Source organism: Candidatus Marivariicella framensis (genome assembly GCF_982709265.1).
Map to the genome: position 1 here is coordinate 23,410 of NZ_CEXPNT010000010.1, position 26,247 is coordinate 49,656.

The 26,247-nt window shown below is 31.4% G+C and carries 25 protein-coding genes; 6 read left to right on the forward strand and 19 right to left on the reverse strand.

The window, feature by feature from the left end:
- Positions 1 to 26 precede the first annotated feature (26 nt).
- The 6 genes from AC34EU_RS04980 to AC34EU_RS05005 form a co-directional block, all read right to left on the reverse strand.
- Positions 27 to 221 (reverse strand): hypothetical protein, encoded by a 195-nt coding sequence (locus tag AC34EU_RS04980; protein WP_487534002.1) that lies wholly within the window; start codon positions 219 to 221, stop codon positions 27 to 29.
- 41 nt (positions 222 to 262) lie between these two features.
- Entirely contained in the window at positions 263 to 1,354 is a 1,092-nt protein-coding gene (gene atpB / locus AC34EU_RS04985) for a F0F1 ATP synthase subunit A (protein WP_487534003.1), read from the reverse strand.
- A gap of 687 nt (positions 1,355 to 2,041) precedes the next feature.
- A complete protein-coding gene (locus tag AC34EU_RS04990) occupies positions 2,042 to 2,437 on the reverse strand; it encodes a bactofilin family protein (RefSeq protein WP_487534004.1) in 396 nt (131 codons plus the stop codon).
- 7 nt (positions 2,438 to 2,444) lie between these two features.
- Entirely contained in the window at positions 2,445 to 4,919 is a 2,475-nt protein-coding gene (porW, locus tag AC34EU_RS04995; RefSeq protein WP_487534005.1) for a type IX secretion system periplasmic lipoprotein PorW/SprE, read from the reverse strand.
- Between the two features lie 55 nt (positions 4,920 to 4,974).
- Positions 4,975 to 5,670 (reverse strand): ABC transporter ATP-binding protein, encoded by a 696-nt coding sequence (locus AC34EU_RS05000; RefSeq protein WP_487534006.1) that lies wholly within the window; start codon positions 5,668 to 5,670, stop codon positions 4,975 to 4,977.
- 1 nt (position 5,671) lies between these two features.
- Complete coding sequence (locus tag AC34EU_RS05005) at positions 5,672 to 7,204, reverse strand: DUF5687 family protein (RefSeq protein WP_489666520.1); 1,533 nt, start codon at positions 7,202 to 7,204, stop codon at positions 5,672 to 5,674.
- A gap of 106 nt (positions 7,205 to 7,310) precedes the next feature.
- On the opposite strand from AC34EU_RS05005, the gene AC34EU_RS05010 reads away from it, so the two are divergent.
- Complete coding sequence (locus AC34EU_RS05010) at positions 7,311 to 8,342, forward strand: 2Fe-2S iron-sulfur cluster-binding protein (protein WP_487534008.1); 1,032 nt, start codon at positions 7,311 to 7,313, stop codon at positions 8,340 to 8,342.
- Here AC34EU_RS05010 and AC34EU_RS05015 read toward each other — a convergent pair.
- From AC34EU_RS05015 to AC34EU_RS05025, 3 genes are read right to left on the reverse strand one after another with little or no spacing between them, the layout of a single operon-like run.
- A complete protein-coding gene (locus AC34EU_RS05015) occupies positions 8,339 to 9,382 on the reverse strand; it encodes a glycosyltransferase family 9 protein (RefSeq protein WP_487534009.1) in 1,044 nt (347 codons plus the stop codon). The two genes, AC34EU_RS05010 and AC34EU_RS05015, sit on opposite strands and share 4 nt — an antisense overlap.
- Positions 9,383 to 9,386: 4 nt before the next feature.
- Positions 9,387 to 10,028, reverse strand: coding sequence for a DUF4254 domain-containing protein (locus AC34EU_RS05020; RefSeq protein WP_487534010.1), 642 nt, complete (start codon positions 10,026 to 10,028; stop codon positions 9,387 to 9,389).
- A gap of 33 nt (positions 10,029 to 10,061) precedes the next feature.
- Positions 10,062 to 10,991: a hypothetical protein gene (locus tag AC34EU_RS05025; protein ID WP_487534011.1), complete on the reverse strand. Its 930-nt coding sequence runs from the start codon at positions 10,989 to 10,991 to the stop codon at positions 10,062 to 10,064.
- A 39-nt stretch (positions 10,992 to 11,030) separates the two neighbouring features.
- On the opposite strand from AC34EU_RS05025, the gene AC34EU_RS05030 reads away from it, so the two are divergent.
- Complete coding sequence (locus tag AC34EU_RS05030) at positions 11,031 to 11,261, forward strand: DUF6341 family protein (RefSeq protein ID WP_489696091.1); 231 nt, start codon at positions 11,031 to 11,033, stop codon at positions 11,259 to 11,261.
- Here the strand turns inward: AC34EU_RS05030 and purD are convergent.
- From purD to AC34EU_RS05055, 5 genes are read right to left on the reverse strand one after another with little or no spacing between them, the layout of a single operon-like run.
- Positions 11,256 to 12,527 carry a phosphoribosylamine--glycine ligase gene (purD, locus tag AC34EU_RS05035; protein WP_487534013.1) on the reverse strand — a complete coding sequence of 424 codons (1,272 nt, stop codon included), beginning with the start codon at positions 12,525 to 12,527 and terminating at the stop codon, positions 11,256 to 11,258. The two genes, AC34EU_RS05030 and purD, sit on opposite strands and share 6 nt — an antisense overlap.
- 24 nt (positions 12,528 to 12,551) lie before the next feature.
- Positions 12,552 to 13,484 carry a polysaccharide pyruvyl transferase family protein gene (locus AC34EU_RS05040; protein WP_487534014.1) on the reverse strand — a complete coding sequence of 311 codons (933 nt, stop codon included), beginning with the start codon at positions 13,482 to 13,484 and terminating at the stop codon, positions 12,552 to 12,554.
- The gene (locus tag AC34EU_RS05045) at positions 13,481 to 14,524 is read right to left on the reverse strand and encodes a glycosyltransferase (protein ID WP_487534015.1); all 1,044 of its coding nucleotides are present in this window, start codon (positions 14,522 to 14,524) and stop codon (positions 13,481 to 13,483) included. The genes AC34EU_RS05040 and AC34EU_RS05045 overlap by 4 nt, the downstream gene beginning before the upstream one ends.
- Entirely contained in the window at positions 14,517 to 16,010 is a 1,494-nt protein-coding gene (locus AC34EU_RS05050) for a GH3 family acyl-acid amido synthetase (RefSeq protein WP_489696092.1), read from the reverse strand. The genes AC34EU_RS05045 and AC34EU_RS05050 overlap by 8 nt, the downstream gene beginning before the upstream one ends.
- Positions 16,011 to 16,013: 3 nt before the next feature.
- A complete protein-coding gene (locus AC34EU_RS05055) occupies positions 16,014 to 16,880 on the reverse strand; it encodes a M23 family metallopeptidase (RefSeq protein WP_487534017.1) in 867 nt (288 codons plus the stop codon).
- 91 nt (positions 16,881 to 16,971) lie between these two features.
- Here AC34EU_RS05055 and tatA point away from each other — a divergent pair, with 91 nt between their 5' ends.
- Positions 16,972 to 17,160 (forward strand): twin-arginine translocase TatA/TatE family subunit, encoded by a 189-nt coding sequence (gene tatA, locus AC34EU_RS05060; RefSeq protein WP_487534018.1) that lies wholly within the window; start codon positions 16,972 to 16,974, stop codon positions 17,158 to 17,160.
- A gap of 3 nt (positions 17,161 to 17,163) precedes the next feature.
- On the opposite strand, the gene AC34EU_RS05065 is transcribed toward tatA, so the two are convergent.
- A complete protein-coding gene (locus tag AC34EU_RS05065) occupies positions 17,164 to 18,171 on the reverse strand; it encodes a DUF4837 family protein (RefSeq protein ID WP_487534019.1) in 1,008 nt (335 codons plus the stop codon).
- Positions 18,172 to 18,200: 29 nt separating this feature from the next.
- Positions 18,201 to 19,382 carry a phosphoglycerate kinase gene (locus tag AC34EU_RS05070; protein WP_487534020.1) on the reverse strand — a complete coding sequence of 394 codons (1,182 nt, stop codon included), beginning with the start codon at positions 19,380 to 19,382 and terminating at the stop codon, positions 18,201 to 18,203.
- A 130-nt stretch (positions 19,383 to 19,512) separates the two neighbouring features.
- Between AC34EU_RS05070 and AC34EU_RS05075 the strand changes: the two genes are divergently transcribed.
- Positions 19,513 to 20,592 carry a DNA polymerase III subunit gene (locus AC34EU_RS05075; RefSeq protein WP_487534021.1) on the forward strand — a complete coding sequence of 360 codons (1,080 nt, stop codon included), beginning with the start codon at positions 19,513 to 19,515 and terminating at the stop codon, positions 20,590 to 20,592.
- Here the strand turns inward: AC34EU_RS05075 and AC34EU_RS05080 are convergent.
- The 3 genes from AC34EU_RS05080 to ybeY are packed head-to-tail and all read right to left on the reverse strand — an operon-like array spanning position 20,589 to position 23,728.
- Positions 20,589 to 21,431: a class I SAM-dependent methyltransferase gene (locus AC34EU_RS05080; RefSeq protein WP_487534022.1), complete on the reverse strand. Its 843-nt coding sequence runs from the start codon at positions 21,429 to 21,431 to the stop codon at positions 20,589 to 20,591. The genes AC34EU_RS05075 and AC34EU_RS05080 overlap by 4 nt on opposite strands.
- Positions 21,432 to 21,448: 17 nt before the next feature.
- Complete coding sequence (mnmG, locus tag AC34EU_RS05085) at positions 21,449 to 23,320, reverse strand: tRNA uridine-5-carboxymethylaminomethyl(34) synthesis enzyme MnmG (protein ID WP_489696093.1); 1,872 nt, start codon at positions 23,318 to 23,320, stop codon at positions 21,449 to 21,451.
- Positions 23,321 to 23,332: 12 nt separating this feature from the next.
- Positions 23,333 to 23,728, reverse strand: coding sequence for an rRNA maturation RNase YbeY (ybeY, locus tag AC34EU_RS05090; protein ID WP_487534024.1), 396 nt, complete (start codon positions 23,726 to 23,728; stop codon positions 23,333 to 23,335).
- An 85-nt stretch (positions 23,729 to 23,813) separates the two neighbouring features.
- On the opposite strand from ybeY, the gene gltX reads away from it, so the two are divergent.
- Positions 23,814 to 25,304, forward strand: a complete 1,491-nt coding sequence (gene gltX, locus AC34EU_RS05095) for a glutamate--tRNA ligase (protein ID WP_487534025.1) — start codon at positions 23,814 to 23,816, stop codon at positions 25,302 to 25,304.
- Positions 25,301 to 26,239 carry an SPFH domain-containing protein gene (locus AC34EU_RS05100; RefSeq protein WP_487534026.1) on the forward strand — a complete coding sequence of 313 codons (939 nt, stop codon included), beginning with the start codon at positions 25,301 to 25,303 and terminating at the stop codon, positions 26,237 to 26,239. Before gltX ends, AC34EU_RS05100 begins: the two co-directional genes overlap by 4 nt.
- The last annotated feature ends 8 nt before the right edge of the window (positions 26,240 to 26,247 follow it).

A 26,247-nucleotide genomic window follows, 5' to 3' on the forward strand; every position in this document is an offset into this window, starting at 1 on the left:
CTTTTAAGATAACTGTTTTAAAACATTTAATTTACTGCAAATAATGCTGCAAAACCAATACCCTCAACAAGGGCTGCGGCTATTAACATTACTGTTTGGATTTTTCCTGTTGCATCTGGCTGACGTCCAATCGCCTCCATCGCTCCTTTACCAATATTTCCGATACCGATACCTACTCCTATTACTACTAAACCTGCTCCTATTATTTTTGGAATTTCCATATTTACTATTTATTTAAATTAAACATTAATTAGATTAAACTTTAATGATCCTGCTCTTCATGATCGTGTTCTTCTACGGCAAAACCAAAATATAACGCTGATAATACTGTAAAAATATATGCTTGTAATACTGCTACTAAAATCTCAATGATAGAGATTGAAAAGGCTAAGATAAAAGACAAACTTGATCCAAGCCAATTTCTGAAAATAAAAATTAAAGATATGAGACTCATTAAGACAATGTGTCCTGCAGAAATATTTGCATATAGGCGAATCATTAAAGCAAATGGCTTAATCATGACTCCTAATAGTTCTATAGGTGCTAATGCAATTTTCATTGGCAATGGGACTCCCGGCATCCAAAAAATATGTTTCCAGTAAACTTTTTTTGCTGTCAAATTAGTTATTAAAAATGTTATTAACGCTAAACAAGATGTAACAGCGATATTTCCTGTAACATTAATTCCTAGTGGTGTTAATCCAAGAATATTTAAAAACCAAATAAAGAAAAATAGAGTCAATAAATAGCTCATATAATTCTTGTAATATTTTTCTCCAATATTTGGAATTGCTATCTCATCTCTAACGTATAAAACAATAGGCTCAAAAAACCTTCCAATTCCATTAGCAACAAGGTTGTTTTTTTTATAGGAATCAGCAAGTCCTTTAAATAAAAAAAACATTATTATGGACGTGAAAATTATACTAACAACTCCTTTTGTTAATGAAAAATCTAGAGGAGCTATGTTTTTAGGGTGATGGAATTCATCATATATAATAAGTCCCTCTGAGTTGGTTTTATATATTTTATTATGTTCTAGCTTGTAATAGTTTTTACCAACATGAGCAACGCTTTCGCCATGATGAAGTTTCGAAGAGGAGAATATCTTTAGTCCCTCGTCCCATAAAATTACTGGCAATGGAAGTCCAATGTGAATTTTTTTTCCTTCATTATTAGTATAAGAGAGCAAGTTAAAATCATGCGAATCCTGAAGATGATGCAAGATGTACTCTTTTATTTCTGATTTTTTATCCCTATTTTCTGAAGAAGGTTCTTTTGTTTCATTTGCACTTATTGGCAATATTCCAAAGAGAATTAAAAAAAAACTTATATAGTGTGTATTTTTGAGCATACTTAGCGTAAAAATTAGTTTGTTTTTTGCGCATTGCAAATGTAGGTCATTCACAAAAAATATTAAAGCACTTTTGGTATATATTTTTATTAAAGCTATTTGACCTTATTCTCTTGAGTTTAAAAACCTTAAAAGTTCATATATTTCAATTATTAAACAAGCTGAATATGGAATAAAAAACGTTAAAAATTCTATATTTTGAATCTCTCCATCAAAAGTAAATTTGGGATATAAAAAAAATAAAAATAAAAAAATCTTGAATAGAGTACCAGTGCAATAAAACAAAATTGTATTCGAGCTACTTGATAATGAAAAAAAAAATGTTCCTGAGTATATAATTATAGCTAGGGTAATATTAAACACATAACAGATTATAATATTTGGCGGCCATAAAAGATCAAAAATATAATACGTGGTAAGTAGATGAGCAAAAAAAAGAGGAACTAAAAAAAAAATGGTCTTAATCAAAAATTTTAATGAAGCTTTAATCATTTCACTTACAAATTAAGATTCTTACTTTGTTTTTGTATTAAATATATTATTATGATTAGTCCAGCTGAAGAACACAGAATAGAAGGCAATTTGCTAGGAAGTAAAATCTTAGATTCAATCCATAGGCCTAAATGAATCATAAGATACATCAATATGCCGATCTGAAAAGCAAGACCAGAGAATACAAGCCACTTATTAGGCTGTTTTTTCATGGTTTTTTGTAAATCCAGAGAGTGGCTTAATCTGATTGTCTTCTTGAGACTTCATTGAGCAATTAGCGTTAAAAGTAGCTCCTGACTCAACAATAAGTTTGCCAATAAGAACATCTCCTTCTATGTTACTTGTCGATTTTAGGAAAAGTATATTTTTAACCTTTAAAGAGCCTTTAATTTCTCCTTCAACATCGGCTGTTTCACACTCTAAGCTCCCATTTACTTTTCCTTCTTTTCCCACAATAACCTTTCCCGAAGTTTTAATTGTTCCTTCTAAAGCTCCATCAATTCTAAAATCTGCCTCGGAAACAATATCTCCGTTAAATCTAGTGCTCTTTTCTATTCGGCTGTATTGACCGTTAATTTCTGTGTTTTTCATAATACTTTTAATTTACCCTTGGCCAGGATTTTTCAATAAAAATCTTTCGAAATTGGGCCGATAAAGTTACAAAATTATTTGAATCTAATAATTTCAATGTAGTTTGGGGAAGTTTTTGCTTAATGCTGTCAATTTCAAGTTTAGATTTTATACCGTGTATGACAATAAATTGATAATCACTATTATAAATATCGTTTGTTATTCTCCAGTTTTTAGTTTGAAGTTGATTTATGTTAATGTTTAGACTGTCTATTAATTGGTTTGGATCAAATTTTGAATCTTTTTTATAAGGAAAAACCCACTTAAACTGTGCTAATGTTTTTGTTTGTTCCTTGAAGCTTTTATTAATATTCTCTAGATCTGTTTTAGCTTTAACTGCGATTTTTGAGTTTGGATAATCTTTAATGATAATTGCAAGTTGCTCTTCCAGGGCCTTTTTTCCGTTTAATCTTCCAAGGATTTGAGCTTTTAAAAACATTGCTTTTGGTTCCCACTTTGATCCTGTCAATAAAACCTTTATACTTTCCATTATTGATAATGCCTCGGAATAATTTCCTTCTAAGTGTTTCTTTAATACTTTTAAATACATTGATTTAGGCGTTCTTAATTCTCCTAAAACATAATTGTCTGGATTCTGAAGAACCTTTGAGTAAACAGATTCTGGAAATTTGCTGATTAATTTTCTTTTATAATCATTTGCTAATTCATTTGATTCATCAAGATAAATTTTATATAAATGATACAATGCTGGAGATAAAAAGACAGGAGATGCTTCATTGTCTATAAGATATTTTAAGTTTTTGATAGAGAGCTCCTTATCTTTATATTTTTCTTTATAAATCAATCCCAGCTTTAAAGCTGCTTGATGGTTTTGTTGTTTTAAACTATCCATTATACCCGTTGATTTAGGTATTTGATTAATATAAAAATCAACAGATTCAATTTCTATTTTTGAAATTTTATAATCATTTTTAGTTTTATTTTTTTGAAAAGAAGTGTTTTTATATTGTGCTTGAATCTTATTCCTCCAATTATCAATGTTTGGTCTTTTACCCCAAGTTGATGCGTAATACTGTTTTCCTTTCAGGACTAAATTTGGATTATAAAAATAAAATGATGAGGGGGATTTTATTTTTAAAAATGAGTTACCCTTTTTTTCTTCACTAAGAGTCTCAAGTTTTTTAAGTTCTGCTTCTCTTTTATTTGTTAAAAATTCTTGAAAAAACTTAATTTGCTCAGCTTTATTAAGGCTTAAAAGACTTAATAAACTATCCGTGTTTTTAAACTGATTTTCAAAATATATAACATCCGAAAGATTATCACGTTCTCTTTGAGTTTTATTTTTAATAATTCCTTCTGAAGGTAATAAAGGGATCAGGCTGTCTAGATAGTTGCCTGTTAAAAGATAATTTTTATTTTTAAAATTAAGATCTGCTAAGTCTCTATAGTTTGCTTTTCGAGTAGAGTTGTCTATCCCCATACTCTTAAGTGACTTTGTTAAATATATTTTAACTAGGCTATCATTTTTTTTGGACAAATAATGCTCCCCTATGGCTCTATTTAGACTATGAGAAAACATCTTGTTTTCATAAACTTTTAATAGCTCCTCAATTGGCTGAACAAATTGTGTGTCTTCCTTTTCATGAGAAAGTCTTAACGAATTTATTTTTGCATTAATCCAAAACTTTCTTGGCGCTTGCCAATTTAATTCAACTATTGAGTTATAGTAATAAAGGGCTAGGTCTTTTGATCCCTTAGTCTCAAAAAGCTGGGCGGCAATATATGCATACCTTACTTTTCTTAGTTGGTTCTTCTCATGGTTTGCAGCTCTAATCATATAATAATTTGCTGAATCAACCTCTTTCAAGTTAATAAAAGCTTGTGCTAATGTTGCGTTTGCTTGTCCATATAGGTGGTTCTTATTAATGAGTTGTCTGGCTAAAGGCCTAAGGTTGTTTATCGCTATTTGATTATTTTGTAATCTAATATTTGTTTTTTCTCTCCAAATTCTTCCTTCAATATAAACTGATTCATCCGTACCGTTGTCTAATAAAAAATTAAACGCCTCTATAGCGGGGAAAAATCTTCTGTCATAATAGCGTGCTTTTCCTAAGAGTAAATATGCTTCATCAATATATGAGTTTTTTTGAGCTCCTTCTATGTTCATTGAGTGTTTTTGAATAGCTTTAACTGCTTTTTCTTCTGCTTTATCAAACCCAGGCACAATTGTATTGTCATCAAAATTTTCTCCTTTTAAAAGAATAGGATCTGTTTTAATTATTTCAAAAAAATTATCTTCTATAGTGGCATTTAAAATGTCTTCTCCTACTTTTAAGGCCTCTTTTCCATTAAAAACAACATTGTATTTAGTATTAATACTATGGTATTGTTTGTTTAAAAATCGATTTTTTTGAGTTGAACAAGAAGCTATTATTAAACAAAAAGTAAGAGAAAAGTAAAATGGCCTGTAGAAGTATTTCAAAATGGCTTTTTTCTTATAACTAAAAAAGCAGCTTTTTATTATAAATTAAAAAGGTTTAAAGAGTAAAATAGCTCTCAAGTTCTTTAAGTGTGGCTTTATTAGTTTCAATGTCTTTGATGATCTGACCTTTTTCAAGTAAAACTATACGGTTACATACTTCTGTAACGTGACTTAAATCATGACTAGAAATTAAAAAAGTAGTTTGATCATTCTTGACGAACTCTTGTATTAATTTCTTAAGAAGAATTTGTGAACTGGGATCTAAACTTGAAAAGGGTTCGTCAAGAATAACCAGTTCGGGTAAACCAATAAAAGAGGCTGTAATTCCAACTTTTTTTTGATTCCCTTTAGATAGGTCTCTAATATATTTTTTTTGATTCAAAATTTCATCCTTAAAAAAGCCAGAAAACTGCTCAAGCCAATCCTTTAATGTTTCATTTTTAACGCCTCTTAATTGTGCTATAAATTCAAAATATTCTTCAGGCGTTAAATATCCAATTATGAAAGTGCTATCTATAAATGCGCTTGTTTTGGCCTTCCAAGACTCATCTTTAGAAACTTTAATTCCCTGATTTAGTATGTCTCCTGAAGTGGGCTCAACCAAATCTAAAAGTAAACTAAAAAGAGTTGTTTTTCCGGCACCATTATTTCCTACTAGTCCAAAGCAAGAGCCTTTAGCAATTTCAAGGCTTGAAATATTAAGTACAGTTTTTCCAGAGTAGATTTTTGATAGATCCTTTATGTTAATCATTTTAATTATTTGTTTGATATGCTTCTAGAGTTTTATATTTATGCTTTTTAAACACCTTCTCAATTTGACTAATTATTAGACTGTGTAAGGTTATCCCTAACACCCCAAATAGTCCCACTAATAAAATTCCTATTTCTTCTGTAAATAAAAATTGCCCTACCCAATAAATTAAAACTGGTAATCCCATTTTAGGAAGAACAAAAAGAAACTGAGTAATACTAAATGCCTGAGTGTTTTCAAAAGCTTTAGCCTTTACATTTAATTTTAAAGGACTTTTATTTAATACTCCTGAAATAATCGTGATGTATCCTCCTAATCCCAGATTAAAAAAAGCACCTGCTATTATCATACTGTATATTTTTAATCCATAGTAAAGGTATGGAAGGGAAAGGATAGTAGCTATAACTGTTGCTGCAATCATTAAAACTAGCTTAGACTCTAAGTATTTTTTGTAAGAAAGGTTTTGAACCATTAAAAGAGGGTAATATTCGCTATCCCATGAAGGAATATATTGTCCAAAAGTCATCATAAACCCTCCTGTTATAAATAGAGAAGCAAACATTAATAACGCTCCGCTTTCTTTGTAAAGGTCTGGCGTAAAAAATATTACCCCATAAAATAAAAATAAAAATGACATGAGCACAACTTGTTTTGCCCTCGCGTTTCTAATAATCAATCTTATATCATTTTTTATTAATGATCCTAGTTTCCCAAAGCGATTTAAGAATGTTAACTTTTCTCCTATTATTTTTTCTTTACCTTTTGAGAGTCCCTTGTCTAAATAGCATTCTTTAATTAAGAATTTAAATAGCAAGAAGTAAGAAGCGGCAAGACTAAAAAAAACAATAAATAAATAAATTGGATTGGAGTATATTTTGTCAAGTCCAAAACCAAAAAAAGTGAAAATATCAAAATAATTAAATTTCTGAAAAGCGTATAAAAAAAACACAACGCCGATAATTGTTTTTAAAATTGAACTATTTTTATTTACTAGAAAAACTAAATTATTCAACATCCATGTAATCATTTGGAGACAAACCCACCAGGAAAAAATACCCAAAATGCTTCTTCTTGAAAATTCGACTTCATCTCCTGGGCCTCCTGAAAAAATAAAAACAATTGCAAATGGTAAAAAATAAAATATTGGGGAAGAATTGTAAATTGAAAACGTAGACTTTAATATTGTGTTTAGAATTATATATTTTTTAGTTATTGGCGTTATTAATAGCTGTTGTATCTCATTTGTAGGAAGAGCTTGAAAAAAATATCTAACTATGAAGGCAAAAATAAAATAATATAACAGATAACTGTTTACTATTGATAAAGGGGATTGATCAGGAAATTCTTTTTCTAATAAAAAAACGGAAATTCCACTAAAAAAAATTGCTGCAAGCGAGAAATAGGTTATAAAAAATCCTATTAAAACTTTAACTGCTAATTTAGCTCCGAATTGAGGGGCTCTTGAAAACTGCTTCCATTTAAGTTCAAGAAATTTACCTGTCATGATTTTATTCAAAATTGTCGCAATATACATACTTAATTGCTTTAGACAACTATATTTTATAGATCATTATTTAGAGTTTTTATTTATTAAAATGATGTAATTTTGAATTATTCAAATAATTTTATTTATAAGCTACATGTCTAATTTTAATCTTTTAAAAGTCATCGAAATTGATAATCTCACATCAGATTCTGTCGCTTTATCATTCGAAATACCAGAGAAATTTAAAAAAAAATATAATTTTATTTCTGGCCAATATCTTTCTTTAGAAATAATTATTGATAATATAAAAGTTAGAAGATCATATTCTATATGTTCAGGCCCTAATGAGTCTTTAAGAGTTGGTATTAAGAAGGTTCAAGGGGGGGTGTTTTCAAGTTATGCTGTCGATAAAATTAAAAAAGGAGATTTAATCAACGTGAGTTATCCAGAGGGCCGGTTTTGTTATAAATCTAATTCTGGAAAAGAAATCATAACAGGAATAGCAGCTGGAAGTGGTATCACTCCTATTTTATCAATTGCTCAGTCAGTTTTAGCTGCAAATATTAAGAATGAATTTAGATTAATCTATGGAAATAAATCTCTTTCAAAGGAAATGTTTTCCTCAGAGATAAACGCTTTAAAGGTTCTGTATTCTGAGCGATTAAAAGTCATTAATGTTTACAGTCAATCAAATGAGAAGGAAAGTAAGTTTGGACGAATTGATGAGTCTATTATAAGTTATTATGAAAATCAATATGGAATTGCTGACAAGTATTTTATTTGTGGACCAGAGTCAATGATTTATTCTATTTCAGATAATTTATTGACAAAGAAAATACCAAAAGACAAGATTTTTTATGAATTATTTACAACCAGTCAAAAAAATATTGCTGAAACTGAAAAAAAAAATTCAAAATTAGATATTGTTTATGATGGTGAAGTGTATCAAATAGGAGATATTTCAGGAAAAACAGTTTTAGAGGCGGCAATTGAATCAGACATTGATGTTCCTTACTCTTGTCAAGGTGGGATATGTAGTAGTTGTATCGCAAAAGTTGTAGCTGGAAGTGCCAAAATGAAAGCTAATCAAATACTTACAGAAGAAGAAATTGAAGATGGGCTAATATTAACTTGCCAAGCTGAATCTCAACAAGAATACCTTAAGGTTGATTTTGACGATGTTTAATTGTTGTTTTCTTCTAAAATTTCTATAGCCTTTTCAATCACAGCTTTTGGAGAAATAGTTCTAAAGGCATTTTCATAACCCCTAGGTATTTTTTTTCCATAAATAGAAGTAGGTATTCCAGGATATTTAATACGATCTGAGCAAATTGAATTGTCTTCTGGTTGGCCAAATGGAGCAAAACCGGCATATGGATGAGTCTGTCCCCAAAGGGTAATTACTGGGACCCCTGCATTTGAAGCTAAGTGTCCATTTAAACTGTCCATACTAATCATAAGATCTAAAAAAGGAAAGGCCTTAAGTTGTTCTTTAAAGTCTAATTCCTTTGATGCGTTCCAGCAATTTGAATAAGCTTTTGTCCAAACGGATAAAAGATCTTCTTCTTTTTTTCCAGCACCCAGCAAAAATATTTTATAGTCTCTTTGTAAAAAAACTATGACCTGCTGCATTAAATCTAAAGGATATGTTTTTCCTTCAAAAGAAGCAAAAGGAGCTATTCCTATCCATTTTTTTTTATCTGAATAAAAAACTTCTTTCAGTTTTTCTGGTAAAGAATTATTATGAGATAATTCATTTTTAGTAATGTCAATAGAAAATCCAAGTTTTGAAAAAACTTTTGAATATCTAAAAACAGTAGGTGTTAAAGGTTCAAAGTGTTTATTTCTAATTCTTGTTAAGGCTTTTTTTTGTCTTCTTCCTTTATCAATACTTTTAACCTTATATCCCAGTATTTTAAAAAGCAAACCTATTACTCTTGTTCTTATAACAAAATGAAGATCAGCTATATGAGTTGGCTTGATAAGTTTAAGGATTTTAAAAAGTTTATATATTCCATTTAAACCTTTATAATCATTTTCTATATCAAGAGATATGAAGTTAATATTAACAAACTCTTCAAATAGCGGAGCCATTTTAGGTCGACTAGCTAAATTAAATTCAACATTTGGATATTGCTTGGATAAAGCTCTAAGTACCGGTATCATAATGGCTATGTCTCCAAAAGAAGAAAAGCGAAGTATCAATACTTTTTTAGCTCGTTTCATTCAGTTACTTTCCGTCCTTGTAGAGGACAGGGTTTAATTCCTCATCATTATACATTTTCATTTGCTTATAGACCTTCATGTATTTTTTACCTTTAGAAATGTGATCTAATAATGAATCTATTGCGTTTGATAAATCAGTTTTTTGATCTAATAAAATATTTAACTTGGATTTGCAGGCTATTTTATGTTTCTCAGATGCATTTTTTCGATTTACTTGTTCTTCCATGTGATATATTTTTAATGCCAGAATTGAAAGTCTATCAATTGCCCATGCTGGACTTTCAGAATTGACTTCTGCATTTTTTAATACTTCAACATCTTTGTAATTGTCAAGAAAATAACTATCAATATACTCGACCATATCAGTTCTGTCTTGATTCGATGAATCAATTTTTCTTTTAAGTTCCATACCTTTTTTTGGATCGATATTTGGGTCTCTTATTAAATCTTCATAATGCCATTGAACCGTATCAATCCAATTTTTTCTATATAATAGATGATCAAAAGTATTTGTAAGGAAAGGGTTTTTAAATAGTTGATCTACGGAATTTAAAACATGGTATTGATCAATTACATTATTAAAAATGTCAAGAGCTTTTTTACTTATGCTGTTTGAGTTCACAGATTTAGATTTTCTTAAGTACATAATTTAATCAAAGATACTATTTGCTAGATGGAATCAAAAAGAATAATATATGTTCAAGGCAGAAAAAAACAAGATGGCTACTAAAAAAGATTCTTTCAAGATCATTTTCTGCGTTACCCTAATTAAAAGCTCTAATCCATACAATATTGATACTGTTAATATCATTAAAGTTTCTGGAGATCTGATAAAACTAATTACCAATAAATGAGCAATAAAGAGTGTTATCCTACTATAGTGTGTGTTTCTCTCTAGTTTATATAAGTTTTTTTTGTTGACAAACACTAATGTTAATAAAGCAATTATGCTTAAAGTTATTAAACCAACTCCTTGGATGCTGTTTGTTATTTGAAAATAAAAATCTTTTTCACTATTAATTAATTTATAAAAAGGTGTGTTAAGTGTTGAAAATGTATTGATTGTTAGTGCCATAAACCATGTTAAAGCTGTTGGCAAAACAACTGCAATAATTTTACTAAGCGTGAATTTACCTGTTAGGAAAATTCTTACTACCATTAAAGCTAAATATATTATGAAATAGGGCGTGAACAAAATGGAAAAACTAATAAGTATTCCAACTTCTATTAGAGATTCTTCTTTTATATTATCTATTGATAAACTATATTTTCTAGTTGCTAGAAATAAAAAGTATCCGCCAAGAACCCACTCTAAGTTCATTATTTCATATGGCATAAAAGAAACTAGTGCTGGGAATAAAAGCAAATAAATAATTGGCCTTTCTGTTGTATTAATTCCATCATTTTTAGCAGAATTTTTTATCCACCTGTTATAGCCCTGAAGCATCATCATAAATAAAACTATAAAGACGAAGTAATTTGTTAATGAAGGTTCGTTTATTTGAGAATTGTGATTTTCTCTTATTTTGAATATTACAACAACAGTCAAATATATATATGATAATATACTAGCTAAATAAGAAGATTTGCTGTATAGCTTTGTGAGCATATTCTCTTTTATTATATTTGTAAGATAAAGAATCTAATCATGATGAAAAATTTTTTTGAAGCAATCGCCTATGTGTTTGAAGAAGTTCTGTTTGTTCCTTTTAATTTTTTAAGACAACTTGAGTTAGATAATTGGTGGATAGCTAATGCTATGACTTGGGTTTTCTTATTTTCGGGGATCTGTGCAGCTGCTTACTGGATTAATCAACTTAAGGGTTTTGATGAAAGAGGTGAGGAAAATAAAGATCCTTCAGCTCATTCTTTTTTATAAATCAAATCCAATATCCTTTCTATAGTACATTCCTTTGTAGTTTATTTTTTGAAGTCCTTCATATGATTTTTTTAATGCTTCAGACATGTTGTCTCCTAGTCCTGTGACCGTAATTACCCTTCCTCCAGATGTGATTATTTTTTTGTCTTTAATGGTGGTTCCCGAATGAAAAACCAAAGTGTCTTTGATATCACTTATTCCCTCAATTTCATGTCCTTTTTCATACTCTTCTGGATATCCTCCTGAAACTGACATAACCGTTGACGCAATTCTTGGATCTATTTCAAGTTTTATTTTACTTAAGGTTTTATTTGCAGTTGCTTCAAAAAGAGAAACTAAATCATTTTTAATTCTAGGGATGACAACCTCTGTTTCAGGATCTCCCATTCGCACGTTGTATTCTATAACCTTAGGGTCTCCATTGACATTTATTAATCCAATAAAAACAAATCCTTGATATGGTAAATTATCTTTCTTAAATCCTAATAATGTTGGTTCTATGATTCGGTCATTAATTTTTTTTATAAACTTTTCATCTGCAAATGGAACAGGCGAAATTGCTCCCATTCCTCCAGTGTTTAAGCCCTTATCTTTCTCTCCTATTTTTTTATAATCTTTCGCCATTGGAAGTGTTATTCCTGTTTCGCCGTCTGTTAACACAAAACATGATAATTCTATTCCATCTAGAAATTCTTCAATAACAACTTTTTCAGATGCTTGACCAAACTTCTTGTTTATTAACATGGACTTAAGCTCTGATTTTGCTTCATTAATATCATCAATAATCAAAACTCCTTTCCCTGCAGCTAACCCGTCTGCTTTTAAAACATATGGAGGGCTCATGGTTTCCAAGAAACGAAGGCCTTTTTCAATTGAATTGGAGGTAAATTCAGAATGTTTAGCCGTTGGAATATTGTGACGGTTCATGAATGCTTTAGCAAAGGACTTGCTTCCTTCGAGTTTTGAAGCTTTACTGTCTGGTCCAATTAAACTTACTAGCTTTAATTTATCGTCTAATTCAAAATATTCTTTAATTCCTCCGACTAATGGAGCTTCAGGGCCTACAATTACCATTTCAATATCATACTTTATTACCGCTTCCTTAATAGATTCGAAATCAGTGACAGAAATTGCAAGATTAGTCGCTATTTCTGATGTTCCTGCATTGCCGGGAGAAACATAAAGATTTTTGCATTTTGGGCTTTGAGCTAATTTCCAGCAAAATGTATGTTCACGACCACCTGACCCAATAACTAAAATATTCATGATTTTTTTTTCAAATATAAGTTTTTACTTGTCCTGGCTAAAAAATTGATTAACCTTTTCTGTTAGGTTTTTTGAAATTTCTTCATGATTTTTTTTAGGAAGTATTTCATTTAATTTTAAATTACTTAAATCGCTTGTTTTACAACAATAAAAATAATCAGACAACCCCTCTAGCCTGCTTTTTTGATTAATATGGTCAAGCCCATCAGTTAAAAAAATAACTTTTGTTCCGAGAGAAATTGCAGGAAGAGCCGTGTGTATTCTAGATGTAATTACAAGCTTAGATTTAGAAATCATATCCAATTGTTTTTGTGCTAATAAGAATTTTTCTTGCTCAGTATGTTGGGTTATATCAACAATTTGAGATTTCGTTGTAACTTTTAAAGGTTTTTGATCTGAAATAAAGGCTTCAAGTTTTCTTTTTGATTTTTTATAATTATAATACTTTTTAGGGAACTTAGCCAATTGGATAAAAATATTATTCATGCTAATTTTTGGATTCATTCTTTCTAGGGCGCTCATAACGAGAATTCCCTCTTTTTTATAATCTTTATTCTTGTTTTGTAAGGTAAGGGTCAAACAGCCAGAAAAGTATGCCTTAATTCCTCTTTTAGATAAAATTTTTTGAGTATAAGTATCTCTGCAACCAATGGGCTCATGTTTTTTAAAATATTCAATTCCTGAACTACTTAGCATCTTTTTTTTTGCTGTTGGATTTAAATGAAATGAAATAATTAAAGGTTTTATATTTTTTGTTGGCGGCCAGTTTTTTGAATTTTCCATAAACCATCCATTCATTATTAAATTTAATGATGGGCCAGGGTAAATATTTAGTTTTTCTCTATCTACATTAATGAATTTTTTACCAATTAATTCTTTTGCAGCTATACTTTGAATATAGTCTCCCAAGTTATTTGATTTTGAATAGGATAAAAAACCTCTCTGATTTTTATTCATATTTTCTTAAACTCCTTAACTCTTTTTTCTTCATTAAAAAGATCTATTATGTTTTGACGAGCTGCTATTCCTGTTTTATCATGCTTACCCTTTAGAAAAAGTTTTATTTGCTCAATATCTTTTATTCCATTAAATAAAAACCCTGTATTCCCAATTGCTTTTGGTATTCCAAAAACCGCATTCCCAATTGGAATGCATTCACATAGCATTGCCTCACAAAGAGAGTTCGGTAGTCCTTCAAGTCTTGATGCTTGAATATAATATTGACTTTCAGAAAAGTAATCTCTTAATTCTGTTTTATTTTTTGTTTTAATAAGCTCAACATTTGATGGCCTAATGTCCAAGGGGATTATGCTTTCAGACTTTAACCCTACAACCCTAAAATTAAAACTTGGAAGCTCACTGGCTAATTTTAATATTAGAGGAATCCCTTTTAGCTTTAAAACTCTAGAGTCATTAAAATTAGCAACAGTTAAAACTGTTTTCGGTAATTTTAAAAGTGATCGTTTCCAAAAACTTGAAGAATAGCTCGTGGGGACAATTTTAATTTTTTTTTCAATTTTAGGCATCCAATTAATAAGTCCTGAATTTATCTTATTCTGTAAAAAAGCATTCTTACATCCCTTTGATAAAGTCTCATCTACTACCCATATTTGAGATGCTAATTTAAAATTCATTTTTACAATTTTTTGCCTTAAATTGTTTTTTGAAAAAACTCCATGATTGATCTCTTGATCGGATACAGCATCATAGCCTCCAACCATGATGATGCTTTTAACCGAGAAAACTCTTGAAATAATTAACGGTATAAATGCATGATAGTCACTAAACCAGATTACAATACAATTTGATCTTGGTATAACAAAAATCCCTTTTAAAAGTTCTTTAATTCTGTTAATTGAAAAAAGAAAAATATTTTTTAATGGGGGAGATGCTATTTCAAAAACTTGATGCCCTATTGATTTTAAAGTTTCTATATCTTTTATCACAAACGAAGTTGGCAAAGTGTAAACAAAACTTATTTTTTTTGGCTTAAACATGATTAGTTTTTAGAGATAGTCTATTTGCTATTTTTCTATCATTGCTTAATCTTGGCACTTTGTTTTGCCCTCCAAGTTTTCCTATTTTTTTCATATAACTTTCAAAACCACGCTCTACTACGAGAGAAATATTGATTGGTTTTAAGACTTTTCCTTTTATTAAATCATCATAATATATATTTTGTTTTCTCATCTCGATGTCAAGTGCTTTTGAAAACTCTTTAATGTTCTTGGGTGGTGTTTTAAAATCAATTAACCAATCGTGATATGGTAAACCTGAGTTTGGGTTTATTTGAGGTGCTACCGTAAATTCACGAACTTCAATTGGAGTTGAATTAATTACATTTTTCAATGCTGTTTCAACTTCTTTGCTAATAACATGCTCCCCAAACGCTGAAATAAAATGCTTGATTCTTCCCGTAATAACTATTCTGTAGGGTTTGTCAGAAACAAAGGACACAGTGTCTCCAATATTATATGACCAAAGCCCAGCATTTGATGATAAAATCAAAACATAATTAACCCCTAGCTTTACGTCTTTTAGAGAAATTCTTTCATGATCAGAATCCAAGAATTTCTCTACTTCAATAAATTCATAAAAAATTCCATTATTTAAAAGCAAGAGAAGTCCTTTCCCTTGAGGTTTGTCTTGATAAGCAAGAAACCCTTCTGAAGCAGGAAAAACCTCAACAGAGTCTACCTTTCTACCTATTAAGCTGTCAAATAAGCCTTGGTATGGTTCAAAATTAACTCCTCCATAAATAAATAGAGAAAAGTTTGGAAATTGTTTGCCTACACTATTTCGCGAATTGCATATTATTTTTTCAAAATACATCTGAACCCAAGAAGGAATTCCTCCTATAACTGTCATATTTTGATCAATGGTTTCCTTTACAATTTCATCAACCTTATCTTCCCAGTCTTCAATGCAATTTGTCTCCCAACTTGGCATTCTGTTTTTTTGTAAATATGATGGTACAAAATGAGCTACAATACCTGAAAGTCTTCCAATAGAAATTCCATTTATATTTTCTAAAACTGGACTTCCCTGAATAAATATTTGCTTTCCATTAACAAAGTCGACGTTTCCTGTTTGTTCTATATAATTTAAAATAGCATCTCTAGCAGAATTAATATGTGTAGGCATTGAATCCTTTGTTATTGGTATATATTTTGCACCTGAAGTTGTTCCGCTTGTTTTTGCAAAATACAATGGTTTTCCGGGCCATAAAACATCTTTTTCTCCTGCTATTATTGATTCAACATAAGGTCTAATTCCTTCATAATCATTTATCGGCACATTGGATTTAAAGTCTTCATAGTTTTTTATTAATTCGAAATCATGATCTCTACCAAATTTTGTTTGTGAAGCATTTTTAATTAAATCCTTTAAAGTTTTTTCTTGAGCACTAATTGGATTTTCAATCCATTTTTTGTTTTTCCAAACAATAAATTTTGCGAAAAGTTTAGCAGCTACTTTTTTCATTTACTATCTTGAGAAGTCTATAAATTTTTCTGGATCTAGAGGGTATCCTTCTGCCCACAGCTCAAAATGAAGGTGAAATCCTGTAGAAAACTCCCCTGTATTTCCAGCGGAAGCTATAACCTCTCCTGCTTCAACACTCTCGCCTTGTTGCTTTGATAAGGACGCGTTGTGTTTATAAACTGACAAAAGTCCATATGGGTGTTCTAAAATTATCACATAACCTGTCTCTGCGGTCCATTCTGAAAAAATAACCGTTCCCTCTGCCACAGATTTTATTGGTGTGTTTTCTTTTAACGCTATATCTACAGCAAAATGCTTTTCATCTATATTGAATTTTTCTGACACTATTCCTTTTGCTGGTGTAAATAAGATAAAAAGTGGTTTGTCTTCATTATCACTAATTATATTGTATTTATCCTCTTCTGCAACTATCAATCGCAATATTGAATCTTCTTCCGATGTTTTTATTGGATTTTCAAATAGCTTTTGAGTATTATCTATAGCTAAAGTGGATATCTCTTCTGCTTTAATATTTCCAGAAAGTGCACTTTTTATTGCATGAAGATATCTCTGCTGTTTTTCTATTTTCAATGTTATTGAATCAATTTTAATAGCATTTGAAATTGCTTCTATTCTCATTTTACTTGATGGATATCCTGGAATAAACTCTTTAATTGGAGAATAGGAAATAATAAAATAGGTGGTGGTTGCTATTATTGTAATAGACAAAACTGAAGCTAGAATGACAGCAACTCTTGAAAGCGTAAAGTGAAACTTGTCTTCAAAAGTGTCTTCGCTTATAACTACTATTCTGTATTGATTAAATAATTTTTTAAATCCAGATATTTTATTTTGTTTTTCATCACTCATCTTAAACAAAGATACAACTTCAACTATGATAATCGCCCCTTGGTTTTTGCTTTGAAATATTTCTTTATCTTTGTTTTAAATATATTTTAATATGTTAAGTAATATTTTAAACGGAATGATTGGTGGTCCTCAAGTTATTTTAATTTTGGCAGCTGTTTTATTATTATTTGGTGGTCGAAAAATCCCTGAACTTATGAGAGGCTTAGGAAGTGGTATTAAGGAGTTTAAAAATGCTTCTAAAGAAGAAGATTCCAAAAAAGAAGATAAGGAGAAAAAATAAATTTCACCTATTTTTATTGAACGAAACACTTTTAATTATTGTTTCCAACTCAAACATGTAATCTCTCTTGCTCATTGAGGGAGCAAAAACAAACCCTTCTATTGCTATCCATCTTTTTCTAAGTGTGTCGGATGTTAAATAATTTATAAATGGTCCTGCCATATAATCGTTAGCTACTTCCCAAGTCCCCTTTGTTAAGTAGGACGCTCCTCCTAACAACTGTGTTTTATAAAAATACGGTTTATAAGCCTTTTCAGTAATCATATATGAGCCTTTTAATCTTCCAGGTATATGTGTTTTTCCTATTGAATCTCTAAGTCCTATTATTGACTTGGATATATTTTTGTCAAATATTTTGATTGGAATTGAATAAACAATAAGGTTTAGATGTCCTTTGGATATGCGTTTTTGAACCCATATAAAATTAGCAGTGTCCTTAACTACTTTATATGCTGAAGGATACTTAATTTGAACTTCAAACCTGTTTTGAATGTTTCTTTCCGTGCTCAAAGACTTTGAAATTCGTCTTGACTTTTCTTTGATTTCATTCTCAACAAATACTCCTTTTATTAATTTTTCATTTTGTTCTAGAAAAAACATCATCTCCTCAGAATCAGCGCCATGTATTTTTGCAACAACCTGAGGCCTAGCATACAAGTCTGAGTAAAGATTAAACTTAGCTACTGAATCTTTCACAAATTGAATTATATTTCTAGAGTGTCTTGCGAAACCGTTAAAAATTTTTGGTTCTAAATATTTAAATGAAAATTGAGGTTCGTCAATTGGAAGTCCTTCATATGTTTCCCCTAAAGAAGATCTCACTTTTTTTCCTAAATCTCCTTCCCAGTTGGTTTTTGTCATAACAACATTCACCGTATTTATATTACCACTAGAATCTGGAGTATATCTAACTGATGGTTTGCTGTCACAAGTAACAAGAGTGAAAAAAATAAACAAAACACCTGATATTATGTTTAAAGAGAAAAAAAAGTTTTTTATAACAGCATTCATTTAATAAATATATAAAATAAGTTTGAGGGTTAATTTAAGGCCTCTATTCCTGGAAGTTTTTTACCTTCCAGGCTCTCAAGCATAGCTCCTCCTCCTGTGGAAACATAGCTCATTTTATTGGCAAAGCCAAATTTTTTAACTGCTGCCACCGAGTCTCCTCCTCCCACTAGTGAAAAAGCTCCTTTAGATGTGGCCTCTGCAATTAACTCTCCTAACGCTATCGTTCCTTTAGAAAAATTATTAAATTCAAATACTCCCAAAGGGCCGTTCCATAAAATTGTTTTTGATTTTTGTATTAAAGGTTTGATTCTTTCAATACTTTCTGGTCCAAAATCCAAGCCCTGCCATCCTAGGGGAATATTGCTAATTGAACATGTTTTAGTGTTAGCTGAATTGCTAAAGCTATCTGCTATTATTACATCTGATGGCAAGTGAATTTGCACTTCTTTTTCTTTGGCTTTTTCTATCAACTTCAACGCATATTCACAAAAATCTGGCTCACATATTGAGTCTCCTATTGAACCTCCTTGAGCTTGAATAAAAGTATATGCCATTCCCCCTCCAATAAGAATGTCGTTTACCGAATCCAGAAGACTTTCAATGATTGTGATTTTAGAAGATACTTTAGCCCCTCCTAAAATAGCAAGTATTGGTTTTTTTCCTTTATTAACTATTTTATCAATAGAGTTAACTTCTTTTTCTAGTAGTTTCCCTAAATATTTGTTTTTGAAAAATTGCGCTATAATCGTTGTAGAAGAATGAGCCCTATGAGCTGTTCCAAAAGCATCATTTATATATACTGTTCCTAATCTAGATAATTGCTTAGCAAAAGTGATTTCTCCTTTTGTTTCTTCTGGGTGAAATCTAATGTTTTCCATTAATACTACTTCGCCTGAACGCAGTGATTTGGTCATTAACTCTGCTTTTTCTCCAATTGTTGAAGAACAAAAAAGGACTTTTTGTTTCAATATCCTTGAGACCTCATCTACAATTAATGAGCATGAAAAATTTGCATCAACACCTTTTGGCCTTCCTATATGCGTTAGAAGGATTACGCTTCCCCCTTTTTTTAATACCGTCAAAATAGTTTCTTTTGAGGCTTCTATTCTTGTTGTGTCTGTTACTTTATTTTTATTATCCAAAGGAACGTTGTAGTCAACTCTAATAATAACACGCTCTCCTTCAAAGTTTACATTCTTGATTGTGTTCATGAAATCTATTTATAGAACAAAATTAGAACAATTTTTATGCTCATGGCTACTTTTCTAAACCAATAAATACGATAAGTTTCTGAGGAAAAAATAATATGTACTTTTAAGCTTGTTTTTATACTAAAATAAAATGATAGACTTTTGGGGACAAGAAAATTTAGCTAAAAAAATAAATCGAGAATTAGAGAGAAATGAGCTTCCCCAAACCCAATTAATCGCAGATGAATATGGCGGTGGAGGCCTTCTTTTAGCAGTTGCTATTGCAAAAGAATTGCTTGGACGTCATCCTTTCAAGCACCCTGACTTTTTTATTTGTTTCCCAGTAATTAAAATTGATAAAAAAACTGAAGTTTCTCTTGACTTAATTGAGGCTTTCAAATCATTTTATGAAAAAAATAATTATTGTAGTCTAACTGACTGGCTTCTTAGCCTAGGGTCTTCTAATAAGCAGGGCTCAATTGGTGTTGAAGAAGTTAACCAATTGCATCAAAAGATAAGCCTTAAAGCTTACGAGGGGAAAAGTAAGGTTTGTCTTATATGGGCTCCAGAACTTCTCAATATTTCAGCTGCAAATAAAATGCTTAAAATACTGGAAGAGCCTCCCGCTAAAACCTATTTTATGATGATTAGCGAAAAACCTGACCAAGTATTACCAACTATCTATTCCCGCTCAATTTTGTTATCTCTAAGCAAAATATCAATAGCAAAAATAAAAGAAAAACTAATTAACGCTGGTGTTGAAAATGCTTCAGAAATAGCAAATGCCTCTGAAGGAAACTGGGCGATTGCGCTTGAATTATCTAAAAATTCAACTTTAAGAAAAAAACTTGAATCTGTTTGGATTAAAGGCTTAAGGAGTGCCTTTAAATCAATCGGAAATAAAGCAATTGTAGTTGATCTGATGAGTTGGGCTGATGATGTATCGAAGCTTACTAGAGATGAGCAAAAAGCTTTTTTGGAGCTTGGGTCTGTTCTTATTAGGTCTGCTTTAGTCACGAACTATGGCGCAAACAAGGCCTCTCATTATTTAAGCTTAAACAGTTTTAATGTTAAAAAGTTAGCGCCTTTTGTTAATGGTAAAAACATCATTAATATTACTAGTTTACTAGAAGAAACATATTATCAAGTGAAAAGAAATGCAAATTCAAAAATATTATTTTCAAATTTCATATTAAAGATTGCTAAGTATTTGAATAAAAAAGAAGACTAGTTGCTTTTTCTAAAAACAAATACACTAGACGAATAGTTTCCGTTAAAAACTCCTACAATATTTGAAATTGTTCCAACTATGAAAGCCACAATCCAAGGTAAAAACATTTTTTTTCGTCTTGCTGAAAGTAAAGAGATGTAGTATGCATCTAGAGGTAATGGCTTTGTTTTAAATAAAACAAATTTTTCCTTTTTCAAAAGCTCAATAAGCCCTTTAGGGGTAAAATGCCAGAGATGTCTTGGAACATCAAGGGCCGCCCATTCTTCTTTAAACACCTGTGAATCAAAGCTTTGTATGTTTGGAACTGCTAACACAAGTGATCCCTCTTTAGATAAAAGCTCTGATAAAGCGCTTATGCATTTAGTCGGGCTGGGTACATGTTCTAGCACATGCCATAGTGTGATTATGTTATAACTAGATGTTCCAAGGTGCTTAACTGACGAAAAAACACTTATCCCTTTAGATTGACAAATTTTTTGTGATGACAGACTTTTTTCAATTCCCGTTACTGGAATTTGCTTATCTGATATATATTTTAAAAAATCTCCGTTTCCACATCCGTAATCAAGAAGTTTTGTTTGTTTGACTAAAGACTTGATAATTTTATATTTAAAAAACATCATGGCCCTCCGGCTAATGAAGTATAGTTTATCCGTAAAGGTTTTTGATTCTACCTTGTGGGAATTATAAATGTTCGTTTTATAGAAACGATACATGTCCTCCTCTAAGTCAATTTTTGTTTTTGCAACAGATCGTTCATTGTTGTAATAAACAGAAAACAGTTCTCCTGTGACTAATCTGTCTTTTGCTGTACAATAATAATTATTATATTTTTTCATTTGTTTCACGTGGAACATTATCTACCCAAAGCAACTAACAGGACACTAATATCACTAGGATTAATTCCGCTTATTCTACTCGCTTGTGATAGTGATTGGGGCAATATGTTGTTTAACTTTTCTTTTGCTTCGCTTGACAATGACGCGAGTTCATTATAATTGAAAGAGACGGGTATTGATATGTTCTCTAGTCTATGAATTTTATCTGCCATTTGCTTTTCCTTGGCAATGTATCCGGAATATTTAATTTGAATTTCTGCCTGCTCTAAAATTATTTCGTTGATTTTCTCTTTTTCAATAAACTCAGAAACCTTAGGGAGCTTCTTTAAGTCGTCCATTATTATATTTGGTCTGGCAAGAACCTTAGCGAGCTTTCCTGCCTGCCTTACGGGGGAAGATTTTTTTGATTTTAATATTACGTTAAGCATTTTAGGATCAAAACTAGTATTGTTTAAAAATTTTATTGATTTTTCTGTTAACGCCATTTTTGCCTCAAGAGACTTCATTCTTTTTGAACTAGCCAAACCTATGTTAAAAGCCAAGGGCGTTAGTCGTTCGTCTGCATTATCTTGACGAAGTAAGGTTCTATATTCTGCTCTGGAAGTAAACATCCTATAGGGCTCTTCGGTCCCCTTAAGCACAAGGTCGTCAATTAGAACCCCTATATAAGCTTCATCTCTTTTTAAAACAAAAGGATCACAATCCTGATGCTTGAGGTTTGCATTTACGCCCGCAATTATCCCCTGGGCGGCAGCTTCCTCATAACCTGTTGTACCGTTTATTTGTCCTGCAAAGAATAAGTTTTCAATGATTTTAGTTTCGAGACTGTGCTTTAGCTGGGTTGGCTGAAAGTAGTCGTATTCAATCGCATAACCTGGCCTAAAGAATTTAACTTTCTCAAAGCCTTGAACTTTTTTTAAGGCTTCATATTGAATTTCTTGAGGAAGTGATGTGGAAAAGCCATTAACATAAACCTCAACAGTGTTCCATCCTTCAGGTTCTACAAAAATCTGATGTCTTGGTTTTTCAGAGAAGCGACTTATTTTATCTTCAATTGAGGGGCAATACCTGGGACCTGTACTTTGGATGCTACCGTTAAACATTGGAGATCGATCAAAGCCAGTTCTAAGCAGGTCGTGAACTTCTTCACTGGTGTAAGTAATATGACAACTTCTTTGAGAATTTAATTTGTTTGTGGTTTCTAAAAAACTAAAAGTTCCTGGGCGATCATCTCCAGGCTGTTCTTCCATTAGTGAGTAGTTAAGTGATCTGCCATCAACTCTTGGAGGTGTTCCAGTCTTCATTCGGCCAGATATAAAACCATGCGACTCCAAACAATGCGTTAATCCAATTGATGGACTTTCACCAGCCCTACCTCCACCAAAGTTTTTCTCCCCAATGTGAATGAGGCCGTTTAAAAAAGTTCCGTTTGTAAGAATAATTGTTTTAGAATGTATAGATATGTCAAGGGAAGTTTTTACACCAACGGCTATTCCATTTTCAACAATTAGACTTGTTACCATTTCTTGATAAAAGTCGAGATTATTTGTTTTCTCTAAAAGATCTCTCCAGTTTTGGGAGAACATAGATCTGTCGGATTGGACACGAGGGGACCACATTGCTGGACCTTTAGACCTGTTCAACATTTTAAATTGTATTGCGCTGTAATCTGATACTGTTCCGCTGTAACCGCCTAGAGCGTCAATTTCACGAACAATTTGGCCTTTTGCGATACCTCCCATGGCGGGATTACATGACATCTGACCAAGAGTTTGAAGGTTCATGGTGATTAATAACGTGCTAGAGCCAAGGTTGGCTGATGCTGCCGCTGCTTCACATCCTGCATGACCTCCGCCAACAACAATAACATCATATTTTTTATCAAACATATATAATAGAAATTAATGTTTCACGTGGAACATGTTGATCATTTTATCTTCTTCATTTGACATTTTATTTTTAAGAGCCTTAGTCTTATCATGAAAACCTAAACAATGAAGAAAACCATGGGATATTAATCTAAGGGTCTCATTTTCAATACTTTGATTAAATATTTTTGCATTTTCAAAAGTCTGTTCTGTTGAAATATAGACCTCTGCAACTATATTTTTATTAGTCCCGTAAGGGAAGGTAAGAATGTCCGTGTGAGTATTATGGTTTAAGTATTTCAAATTTAAACTTAACATGTGTTCCGTTGAAACAAATGAATAAACTAGCTTTTTTACTGATACGCTATAGGCTAATGCGGATGAAATGAGCCATTCCTTTATACGGTCTTCATCAATCTGGGGGGACATGTTAATAAATTGTATCATTTCATTTACAAATATACACCAATCTAAATGCAGTTGAAACTAAGCGATTCTTTATATTTACAGCATCATGAAAGAAAGAGTTAGATTCGCGCCAAGCCCAACCGGCCCTTTACACATTGGAGGCTTAAGAACGGCGCTTTTTAACTACCTGTACACAAAAAGCAGAAACGGGACTTTTATATTACGTATTGAGGACACTGACAGAAACAGACTTGTAAAAAACAGTGATAAATACATAGAAAAAGCCTTATCCTGGGCGGGTATAATTCCTGACGAGAGCCCGTCTTTAGGCGGAGAATATGGTCCTTACATGCAAAGCGAAAGAATTAGTATTTATAATGAAAAAATTGAACTGTTGATTGCAGCCGATAAGGCGTATTATGCTTTTGACACAGATGAAGAGCTCGGAAGGCTAAGAAGTGAAAAAGAAAAAAAGGGATTAGTTTTTAAATACGATTATTCAACAAGATGTTCACTAGACAATTCTTTATCTATGAACGGTGAAGATATAGATACAAGAATTAAAAAAGATTCTTTTGTGATTCGTCTTAAAGTTAATAGTGGAAAAACAATATCCGAAGATCTTTTGAGAGGTCTTGTGCATTTTGACAACAGTGTTCTTGATGATAAAATATTGGTTAAAACGGATGGGTTTCCAACCTATCACTTTGCAAATATTGTGGATGACCATTTGATGAAAATAACAACTGTAATTAGGGGAGAAGAGTGGCTTCCTTCTCTTCCGCTTCACGGCTTGATACACGAAGCTTTTGGATGGGAAAAACCAAATTACATACATCTCCCTTTAATCCTTAAACCTTATGGAAAAGGCAAGCTTTCAAAGCGTGATGGAGCGAAAGGTGGATTTCCTATATTTCCGCTAAGCTGGGAAAAAGATGAGGGATTTAAAGAGATGGGCTTTTTAAGCAGCGGAATGATTAACTACTTAGCGCTGCTTGGCTGGAACCCCGGTAGTGATGATGAGTTTTTTAACCTAGACGACTTAATAAAGCTATTTAACATTAAAGGTCTTCAAAAAGGAGGTGCAAAATTTGATTTTGAAAAAGCAAAGTGGATTAACCAGCAACATCTGTTAAGACTTGATTTTAATGAATTTGAAATAAACTTTCCTGAGCGTGTAATAGATTTAAAAAACAAATATCCTTCAAAGTGTGCTGAAATCTTTTTACTAGTAAGAGAAAGATTAAAACTGGCTGGTGACTTTGAAAAAGAGATTGAGTTTTTTTTAAAGGATCCTGCAGATTATGATCAGAAAGCAATAAATAAATTGCGATCAAAAAACGATGTTGAGGTAATAATAAAAGAAATAGAAGCTGTTGTTGAAAAAAATGGTGTTGATAGGCTTAAAGAAAACTTGAGTACTTTGTCTGGTAATAAAAATATTAATTTTGGCTCAATAATGCAGCTTCTAAGAATAAGTTTAGTGGGAAAATTGTCTGGTCCAGACATTGTTAAAGTTTCAGTGTTAATAGAAAAAAGCTTAACTTTAAAAAGATTGGCTAATTTAAAAAATCATATTAAAAATAATTTATCATGACTATATTTTCAACAATATTAACCGTATTTACAGTTCTAATTATTTTGTCTGGAGTGTTTATTGTCAAACAACAAACCTCTGCATTAGTAGAGCGATTTGGTAGGTTTTTAGCGGTGAGACCTCCTGGACTTCATATAAAAATTCCTTTCGTTGATAAGATCTCAGGTCGATTAAGTCTAAGAATTCTTCAGCTTGACGTTATTGTTGAAACTAAAACTAAAGACGATGTTTTTGTTAAACTTAAGGTGTCAGTTCAATATAAAGTTATTGAAGATAAGGTCTTTGATGCTTTTTATAAACTAGACTTTCCTCAGGATCAAATAACGTCTTATGTTTTTGACGTGGTCAGAGCAGAGGTGCCTAAAATGATCCTTGATGATGTGTTTGAGAAAAAAGATGAAATTGCTAATGCAGTAAAGAGCGAGCTTAATGAGGCAATGAGTAGTTATGGGTATAACATAATTAAAACATTAGTAACGGACATAGATCCTGATGCTGAAGTTAAAACTGCTATGAATAAAATTAATGCTGCAGAGCGACAAAAGGTTGCTGCTCAGTATGAAGGTGATGCGGCAAGAATTTTAATTGTAGAAAAAGCAAAAGCTGAAGCTGAAAGCAAAAGGCTTCAAGGTCGGGGTATTGCTGATCAAAGAAGAGAAATTGCTCGAGGCCTAGAGGAGTCCGTGGATGTTCTTAATAATGTCGGCATAAACTCTCAAGAAGCTTCTGCTTTAATTGTAGTTACTCAACATTATGATACTTTGCAGTCAATTGGAAGCGAAACAAACAGTAACCTTATCTTGCTGCCGAATTCACCTCAAGCAGGAAGTGAAATGTTGAACAACATGGTTGCCTCGTTTACAGCAAGTAACCAAATTGGAGAGGCGATGAAGGAGCAAAATCTAAAGCTAAAAGGTGATGCCAAAAAAGAATAAAAATGTGT

Excerpts from the sequence above, each read along its gene's own strand:
- AC34EU_RS05050 (WP_489696092.1), bottom strand. The coding sequence starts at position 16,010 with ATGAAAAAAGTAGCTGCTAAACTTTTCGCAAAATTTATTGTTTGGAAA.
- AC34EU_RS05030 (WP_489696091.1), top strand. The coding sequence starts at position 11,031 with ATGATGAAAAATTTTTTTGAAGCAATCGCCTATGTGTTTGAAGAAGTT.
- AC34EU_RS05025 (WP_487534011.1), bottom strand. The coding sequence starts at position 10,991 with ATGCTCACAAAGCTATACAGCAAATCTTCTTATTTAGCTAGTATATTA.
- AC34EU_RS05015 (WP_487534009.1), bottom strand. The coding sequence starts at position 9,382 with ATGAAACGAGCTAAAAAAGTATTGATACTTCGCTTTTCTTCTTTTGGA.
- AC34EU_RS05040 (WP_487534014.1), bottom strand. The coding sequence starts at position 13,484 with ATGAATAAAAATCAGAGAGGTTTTTTATCCTATTCAAAATCAAATAAC.
- AC34EU_RS05000 (WP_487534006.1), bottom strand. The coding sequence starts at position 5,670 with ATGATTAACATAAAGGATCTATCAAAAATCTACTCTGGAAAAACTGTA.
- AC34EU_RS05065 (WP_487534019.1), bottom strand. The coding sequence starts at position 18,171 with ATGAATGCTGTTATAAAAAACTTTTTTTTCTCTTTAAACATAATATCA.
- AC34EU_RS05005 (WP_489666520.1), bottom strand. The coding sequence starts at position 7,204 with ATGTATATTGCGACAATTTTGAATAAAATCATGACAGGTAAATTTCTT.
- AC34EU_RS05070 (WP_487534020.1), bottom strand. The coding sequence starts at position 19,382 with ATGAACACAATCAAGAATGTAAACTTTGAAGGAGAGCGTGTTATTATT.
- gltX (WP_487534025.1), top strand. The coding sequence starts at position 23,814 with ATGAAAGAAAGAGTTAGATTCGCGCCAAGCCCAACCGGCCCTTTACAC.
- mnmG (WP_489696093.1), bottom strand. The coding sequence starts at position 23,320 with ATGTTTGATAAAAAATATGATGTTATTGTTGTTGGCGGAGGTCATGCA.
- AC34EU_RS05055 (WP_487534017.1), bottom strand. The coding sequence starts at position 16,880 with ATGAGTGATGAAAAACAAAATAAAATATCTGGATTTAAAAAATTATTT.
- AC34EU_RS05010 (WP_487534008.1), top strand. The coding sequence starts at position 7,311 with ATGTCTAATTTTAATCTTTTAAAAGTCATCGAAATTGATAATCTCACA.
- atpB (WP_487534003.1), bottom strand. The coding sequence starts at position 1,354 with ATGCTCAAAAATACACACTATATAAGTTTTTTTTTAATTCTCTTTGGA.
- tatA (WP_487534018.1), top strand. The coding sequence starts at position 16,972 with ATGTTAAGTAATATTTTAAACGGAATGATTGGTGGTCCTCAAGTTATT.
- AC34EU_RS05045 (WP_487534015.1), bottom strand. The coding sequence starts at position 14,524 with ATGTTTAAGCCAAAAAAAATAAGTTTTGTTTACACTTTGCCAACTTCG.
- AC34EU_RS04990 (WP_487534004.1), bottom strand. The coding sequence starts at position 2,437 with ATGAAAAACACAGAAATTAACGGTCAATACAGCCGAATAGAAAAGAGC.
- ybeY (WP_487534024.1), bottom strand. The coding sequence starts at position 23,728 with ATGTCCCCCCAGATTGATGAAGACCGTATAAAGGAATGGCTCATTTCA.
- AC34EU_RS05080 (WP_487534022.1), bottom strand. The coding sequence starts at position 21,431 with ATGAAAAAATATAATAATTATTATTGTACAGCAAAAGACAGATTAGTC.
- AC34EU_RS04980 (WP_487534002.1), bottom strand. The coding sequence starts at position 221 with ATGGAAATTCCAAAAATAATAGGAGCAGGTTTAGTAGTAATAGGAGTA.
- AC34EU_RS05020 (WP_487534010.1), bottom strand. The coding sequence starts at position 10,028 with ATGTACTTAAGAAAATCTAAATCTGTGAACTCAAACAGCATAAGTAAA.
- AC34EU_RS05075 (WP_487534021.1), top strand. The coding sequence starts at position 19,513 with ATGATAGACTTTTGGGGACAAGAAAATTTAGCTAAAAAAATAAATCGA.
- AC34EU_RS05100 (WP_487534026.1), top strand. The coding sequence starts at position 25,301 with ATGACTATATTTTCAACAATATTAACCGTATTTACAGTTCTAATTATT.
- purD (WP_487534013.1), bottom strand. The coding sequence starts at position 12,527 with ATGAATATTTTAGTTATTGGGTCAGGTGGTCGTGAACATACATTTTGC.